The sequence below is a fragment of the Micromonospora sp. NPDC002411 genome (assembly GCF_053592955.1).
In genome coordinates this window covers 1-6269 of the sequence record NZ_JBSFBM010000369.1, presented here as the reverse complement: position 1 = coordinate 6269, position 6269 = coordinate 1, and the positions used below count along the sequence as shown (strand labels likewise).

The 6269-nt window shown below is 71.8% G+C and carries 6 protein-coding genes and 1 pseudogene; 4 read left to right on the top strand and 3 right to left on the bottom strand.

Going from position 1 to position 6269, the window contains the following annotated elements; translation table 11 throughout:
• Nucleotides 1-47 precede the first annotated feature (47 nt).
• Nucleotides 48-395, bottom strand: a complete 348-nt coding sequence (locus ACWCO3_RS29820) for a histone-like nucleoid-structuring protein Lsr2 (protein ID WP_091397759.1) — start codon at nucleotides 393-395, stop codon at nucleotides 48-50.
• Nucleotides 396-540: 145 nt separating this feature from the next.
• Nucleotides 541-1164, bottom strand: coding sequence for a response regulator transcription factor (locus ACWCO3_RS29815; RefSeq protein WP_358077638.1), 624 nt, complete (start codon nucleotides 1162-1164; stop codon nucleotides 541-543).
• An 83-nt stretch (nucleotides 1165-1247) separates the two neighbouring features.
• On the opposite strand from ACWCO3_RS29815, the gene ACWCO3_RS29810 reads away from it, so the two are divergent.
• The 4 genes from ACWCO3_RS29810 (at nucleotide 1248) to ACWCO3_RS29795 (ending at nucleotide 5832) form a co-directional block, all read left to right on the top strand.
• A complete protein-coding gene (locus ACWCO3_RS29810; RefSeq protein ID WP_358077635.1) occupies nucleotides 1248-1967 on the top strand; it encodes a sensor histidine kinase in 720 nt (239 codons plus the stop codon).
• Between the two features lie 82 nt (nucleotides 1968-2049).
• Complete coding sequence (locus ACWCO3_RS29805) at nucleotides 2050-2889, top strand: manganese catalase family protein (RefSeq protein ID WP_145781615.1); 840 nt, start codon at nucleotides 2050-2052, stop codon at nucleotides 2887-2889.
• A gap of 76 nt (nucleotides 2890-2965) precedes the next feature.
• Nucleotides 2966-5296, top strand: coding sequence for an endopeptidase La (gene lon / locus ACWCO3_RS29800; protein ID WP_145781617.1), 2331 nt, complete (start codon nucleotides 2966-2968; stop codon nucleotides 5294-5296).
• Between the two features lie 134 nt (nucleotides 5297-5430).
• Entirely contained in the window at nucleotides 5431-5832 is a 402-nt protein-coding gene (locus tag ACWCO3_RS29795; protein WP_450013203.1) for a DoxX family protein, read from the top strand.
• A gap of 48 nt (nucleotides 5833-5880) precedes the next feature.
• Here ACWCO3_RS29795 and ACWCO3_RS29790 read toward each other — a convergent pair.
• Nucleotides 5881-6207: pseudogene (locus ACWCO3_RS29790) on the bottom strand (DbpA RNA binding domain-containing protein); the annotation flags it as partial.
• Nucleotides 6208-6269: the final 62 nt, after the last annotated feature.

Genomic DNA, 6269 nt, shown 5'->3' with positions numbered 1-6269 from the left:
GACGGGGCCCCGCCGTTTCCGGCAGGGCCCCGTCGTCGACTCGCGCGTCAGCGGCTCTTGTACGCCTCGACGACCTCAACCGGGATCCGGCCCCGTTCGGAAATTTTGTAGCCGTTCTTGACGGCCCATTCCCGGATTGCTCGGTTCTGCTCGCGATCCATTCCCGCGCCGGCGGGTCGCCCCGGACGCCGGACTGAGCGGGTGCTCTCGACCGGGCCGCGCCCGATCCGCCGACCCGCATTGATGTACGGATCCAGCGCCTTGCGAAGGACGCCGGCATTCTCGTCCGAGACGTCGATCGTGTAGGCGACGCCGTCGAGACTGAACTCGACCGTCCGATCGGCCTTCCCACCGTCGAGGTCGTCGGTCAGGACCGTGATTACTTTTCTCGCCATTGCCGATTACTCCCTGTGTGCGGCGGGATGTGTCCAAAGTCTGACCTATCACCCCCGGAATCCGCAACAATATGCGTCCCATTCATTCGGCGCGTCGCGATTCCGTTACCGAGCAAAACCGTGAATCGGGGCGGATGAAGCGGCGTCATTCGCCGAGAAGGCCGGTGTGCCCGGCGATGGCGGCTGCCTCCGCCCGGTTGGAAACCCGCAACTTGCGCAGCAACGCGGCGGTCATTCGTTTCACCGTCCGCTCCGAGACATGCAGTTCGTCGGCGATGTCGACGGTGGTGCGGCCGGAGGCGATCGCCCGGAGCAGCCGGCGTTCCTCGCCGTCCAGGTCGACGGGCGTCGCGTGGGTGGGGCGCAGCATGGCGTGCAGCAGCTCGGCCGGGAGGACCGCCCATCCGTCGAGGACGGCCCGCAACGGGGGCAGGAGTGCCTCCGGCTCGCTGGTCTTCGGCAGGAACCCCTCGGCGCCGGCCCGCAGCGCCTCCATTGCCGGTGCCGGGTCGGTGGAACCGGACATCGCGACCACACGTATCCGGGGGGTGGTCCGTCGGATCGCTGCCACCGCCCGGATGCCGCCCGGTGGTGGCATGTGCAGGTCGACCAGGGCCAGGTCGGGCTGGCAGCGGCTGACCAGCGCCGCCGCGGCGGTGGCGTCGCCGGTGGAGGCGACCACCTCGGCCCGGCCGTCGGTGGTGATGGGGAGCAGCAATTCGAGGCCGCGGACGAAGAGGGGGTGATCGTCCACGACGACGATTCGCATGGTGGAGGCTCCCGGCATGTCTGCGCCGTTCCCCAGCGGGTACCGATCATGCGGGTACGCACCGAACGAGGGGAGTCGGGTGGATGCGCGCACGCCACGGTTTGCAGGGCCTGCTGCGAGGGTTGCGCCGGATCGAGCCCGCTTCGGGTGACCTGCGAGCACCGGTGGCCGATGCGGAGTTGCTGTTGCGGGTGTTGTGCCACGAGTTCCGTACGCCGATCAGCACCCTGACCTCGCTGACCTGTGCGTTGGCCGACGAGCACCGCGAGCTGAGCGGCGCCGACCGGCGGGCGATCACCGAGCTGGCCCGCGACCAGGCCGCCCACCTGCAGAGCCTGCTGCGCGACGCCGCGGCCGGCACCGGCGCGCTGGCGCTGACCCCCCAACCGGAGCCGACCGTCGCGCTGGCGGGCATTCTGCGCGAGGCCGCCGCGCTGGTGCCGGCCGGTCGGCGGCGGGTGCGGGCCACCCGGTTGGCGGGATCCTGCCCGGTGCCGTCCGGACGAACCCGCCAGGTGCTCGTCAACCTGGTGGAGAACGCGCTGCGGCACGGGCCGCCGCAGGGGCAGGTCGGGCTCTACGCCACGGTGCGCGGGCCCGGCCTGAGCGTGCTGGTGACCGACGAGGGCCGCGTCGACGACGCGCTGCTGGCCGCGCTGCGCCGCCCGGCGCCGGTGCACGGGATGTCCGGGCTGGGGTTGTGGATCGTCCGGCAGCTCGTCGCGGTGGACGGAGGAGCGCTGCGGGCGCATCGGTTGCAGCCGCGCGGCGCGGCGCTGGAGGTGCTGCTTCCGGTGCGCTGACCCCGCCGGGACACGGGTTGGCCCGGCCGGGTCACCGGTACGGGAACGGCTGCACCGCCAATTGCCGTACCGAGGGGGCCAGATGTTCCGTCACGTCAAGGACCTGCAGTTCGAGGCCAAACCGGACGGCCCGGACGCCGCGTTCGCCCGCCGCCTGCAGGAGGTGCTGGGCGGCAAGTGGGGTGAGATGACGGTCGCCAACCAGTACCTCTTCCAGGGGTGGAACTGCCGCCTGCCCGGCAGGTACAAGGATCTGCTGCTCGACGTCGGTACCGAGGAGATGGGCCACGTCGAGATGATCGTCACGATGATCACCCGGCTGTTGGACGCCGCGCCGCTGTCGCTGTCGGAGGGCATCGCGGACAACCCCGGGGGCGCGGCGATCTACGCCGGGTCGAACCCGGCACACTTCATCCACGGCGGTGGCGGGGCGCTGCCGACCGACGCCAACGGTGTGCCCTGGAGCGGCGGCTTCATCACCGCGAGCGGCAACCTGCTCGCCGACTTCCAGCTCAACGTGACCGCGGAGGCGCAGGGTCGGCTCCAGGTCGCCCGGTTGTTCCACATGACCGACGACCCGGGCGTCAAGCAGATGCTGCGCTTCCTGCTGGCCCGCGACACGATGCACCAGAACATGTGGCTGGCGGCGATCGAGCAGCTCAAGGAGGACGGGCTGGAGGACATGCCGGTGCCGGAGGCGTTCCCGGACACCGGCGACCTCGCGGAGGAGTACGGCTACACGTACCTCGGGTTCTCCTCGGGTACGGACGCGGCGCAGAGCCGCTGGGCGTCCGGACCGTCGCCGGACGGCAAGGGCGAGTTCCGGTACGACGACAACCCGCGTGCGAACGCCCCGGAGCCGGTGCTGCCGCCCGGAGATCCACGGCTCTACGGCACCGACCCGGGGGTGGGAGTGGCCTGAGTCACAAGCCGGAACAAGGGGAACGCTTTGTTACTTGAGCCAGACACGCTCAAGTCAACGTGATGGCAGGTGTTCCATGGCAACTCTTCCGGTACTTCCACTGACCGACGCCGTGCTGCTGCCCGGGATGGTCATCCCGGTGACCCTCGACCCGTCCACCCAGGCCGCGATCGACGCCGCCCGCGCGACCGGCGACCGCAAGCTGCTCGCCGTGCCCCGGATCGACGGCGAGTACGGCCCGGTCGGCGTGATCGCCACCATCGAGAAGGTCGGCCGGCTGCCCGAGGGTGAGCCCGCCGCCGTCATCCGTGGCCTGTCCCGGGCCCGGATCGGCTCCGGCGTCCCCGGCCCCGGCGCGGCGCTCTGGGTCGAGGCGTCCGAACTCGACGAACCGGCCTACGCCGGAAAGGCCCGCGAACTCGCCCGCGAGTACCGCGCCCTGGTGACCTCCGTCCTGCAACAGCGGGGCGCCTGGCAGGTCATCGACGCGGTGGAGCGGATGACCGACCTCTCCGAGCTGGCCGACTCGGCCGGCTACGCGCCCTGGCTGACCCTGGAGCAGAAGACCGAGCTGCTCGCCGCGCCGGACGTCACCTCCCGACTGGAACTGCTGGTCGGCTGGGTGAAGGACTACCTGGCCGAGCAGGAGGTCACCGAGCAGATCAACAGTGACGTCCGCGAGGGCCTGGAGAAGTCGCAGCGCGAGTTCCTGCTGCGTCAGCAGCTCGCCGCGATCCGCAAGGAGCTGGGCGAGGACGAGCCGGACGGTTCGGCCGACTACCGGTCCCGGGTCGAGACCGCCGAGCTGCCGGAGAAGGTCCGCGAGGCGGCCATGCGCGAGGTCGGCAAGCTGGAGCGGGCCAGCGACGCCTCCCCGGAGGCGGGTTGGATCCGCACCTGGCTGGACACCGTGCTCGAAATGCCGTGGGGTACGCGTACCCAGGACAACACCGACCTGGCCGCGGCCCGGGCGGTACTCGACGCCGACCACGCCGGCCTGGCCGACGTGAAGGACCGCATCCTGGAGTACCTGGCGGTGCGCAACCGGCGTGCCGAGCGCAACCTCGGCGTGGTCGGCGGTCGCGGCTCCGGCGCGGTGCTCGCCCTCGCCGGTCCTCCCGGGGTCGGCAAGACCAGCCTCGGCGAATCCGTGGCGCGGGCGCTCGGCCGCAACTTCGTCCGGGTGTCACTCGGCGGTGTCCGCGACGAGGCGGAGATCCGCGGTCACCGGCGCACCTACGTGGGCGCGCTGCCCGGCCGGATCGTCCGCGCCCTGCGCGAGGCCGGCTCGATGAACCCGGTCGTGCTCCTCGACGAGGTGGACAAGCTGGCCGCCGGCTACGCCGGTGACCCCGCGGCAGCCCTGCTGGAGGTGCTCGACCCGGCGCAGAACCACACCTTCCGGGACCACTACCTGGAGGTCGACCTCGACCTGTCCGACGTGCTCTTCCTGGCCACCGCGAACGTGGTGGAGTCCATCCCCGGCCCGCTGCTGGACCGGATGGAACTGGTCATGCTGGACGGTTACACCGAGGACGAGAAGGTCGCCATCGCCCGGGACCACCTGCTGCCCCGGCAGCGGGAGCGGGCCGGGTTGACCGCCGACGAGGTGGAGATCGCCGACGAGGCGCTCGCGCTGATCGCTGGGGAGTACACCCGGGAGGCCGGCGTCCGGCAGCTCGAACGGGGCCTCGCGAAGATCCTGCGCAAGGTGGCGGTGACGTTGGCGACCGACCCGTCGCCGGTACGCGTCGACACCGACAACCTCACCGGCTACCTGGGGCGACCGAAGTTCACCCCGGAGTCGGCCGAGCGCACCGCGGTGCCCGGCGTCGCGACCGGCCTCGCCGTCACCGGTGCGGGCGGAGACGTGCTCTTCATCGAGGCGACCAGCATGGAGGGCGAGCCGGGGCTGACCCTGACCGGCCAGCTCGGCGACGTGATGAAGGAGTCCGCGCACATCGCGCTGTCGTACCTGCGCTCCAACGGGCGGCGGTTCGGCATCGACCCGAACGCCCTGGCCGGGCGGCGGATCCACGTCCACTTCCCGGCGGGCGCGGTTCCCAAGGACGGCCCGAGCGCCGGCATCACCATGGTGACGGCCCTGGCGTCGCTGGTCACCGGCCGCCCGGTCCGCCCCGAGTTCGGGATGACCGGTGAGGTCACGCTCTCCGGTCGGGTGCTGCCGATCGGCGGGGTGAAGCAGAAGCTGCTCGCCGCGCACCGGGCCGGCCTCACCGAGGTGATCATCCCGGCGCGGAACGAGCCCGACCTGGACGACCTGCCGACCGAGGTGCGTGAGGCGCTGACCGTGCACACCCTGGCCGACGTGGCCGACGTGCTCGCCCTGGCACTGACCCCGGCCGACGTCCCGGCCCTGGACGGTCCGGCGCTCTTCGTCTCCTGACCCTCCGGCCACAATGACCCCCGCCGTCCCCGTGACGGCGGGGGTCATTGCTGTTCGCCCATCGAGCGCTACTGTCTCGCCTGACGCTCCCCACACCTCTCCGCCGCGAGGCGGTGCCCCCGGAGGTAACCCCCGTGAACCTTGTGCTCTGGGCGATCCAGATCCTGCTCGCCGCTGTCTTCGCCGGCGCCGGCCTGGCCAAGCTGACCCAACCGAAGGAGAAGCTGCGCGACCAGATGGGCTGGGTCGACCCGGTCCCGCCGTCGCAGGTGAAGGCACTGGGCCTCGTCGAGGTGCTGGCCGCCGTCGGGCTCGTGCTGCCACCACTCACCGGCGTCGCCACCGTGCTCACCCCACTCGCCGCCGTGGGCCTGGTCATCGTCATGATCGGCGGCATCCTGGTGCACCGGCGGGACATGAAGGCGCACACCGGCGACCGACGCAAGCTGGAGGTCCGGGGCGCGATCACCTGCGCGGTGCTGCTGGTGCTCGCCGCCGTGGTGGCCTGGGGTCGCTTCGGGCCGTACTCCTTCTGATTCCGGGCGCCGGCGACCGTCGTACCCCGGCGGTCGCCGGCGTCGTGCTCAGCGCTCGTCGCCCCCGCGGTCGCGACGCACTGTCGCCTTGCGGCCCTTGATCGTGCTCTGCCGCAGCCCGGAGATCACCTCGTCGGCCACCCCCTGCGGCACCTCCACCAGCGAGAACCGGTCGGCGATCTCGATCGAGCCGATGTCCCGGCCGCGGATCCCGGTCTCGCCGGTGATCGCGCCGACCAGGTCCTGGGGGCGCACCCCCGCGCGCCGGCCCAGGCCGACGAAGACCTGGACGGTGTTGCCACCGCCGGAACGTGGACGACCCCCGCCCCGCCGGTCGCCGCCCCGGCCGCCGGACTCCGGTCGACCCTCGCGGGGACCTCACCCAGCCCTGCCGGCGCAGCTCCCGCTCCAGATCGCGCAACCGCCGGACGTCGTCC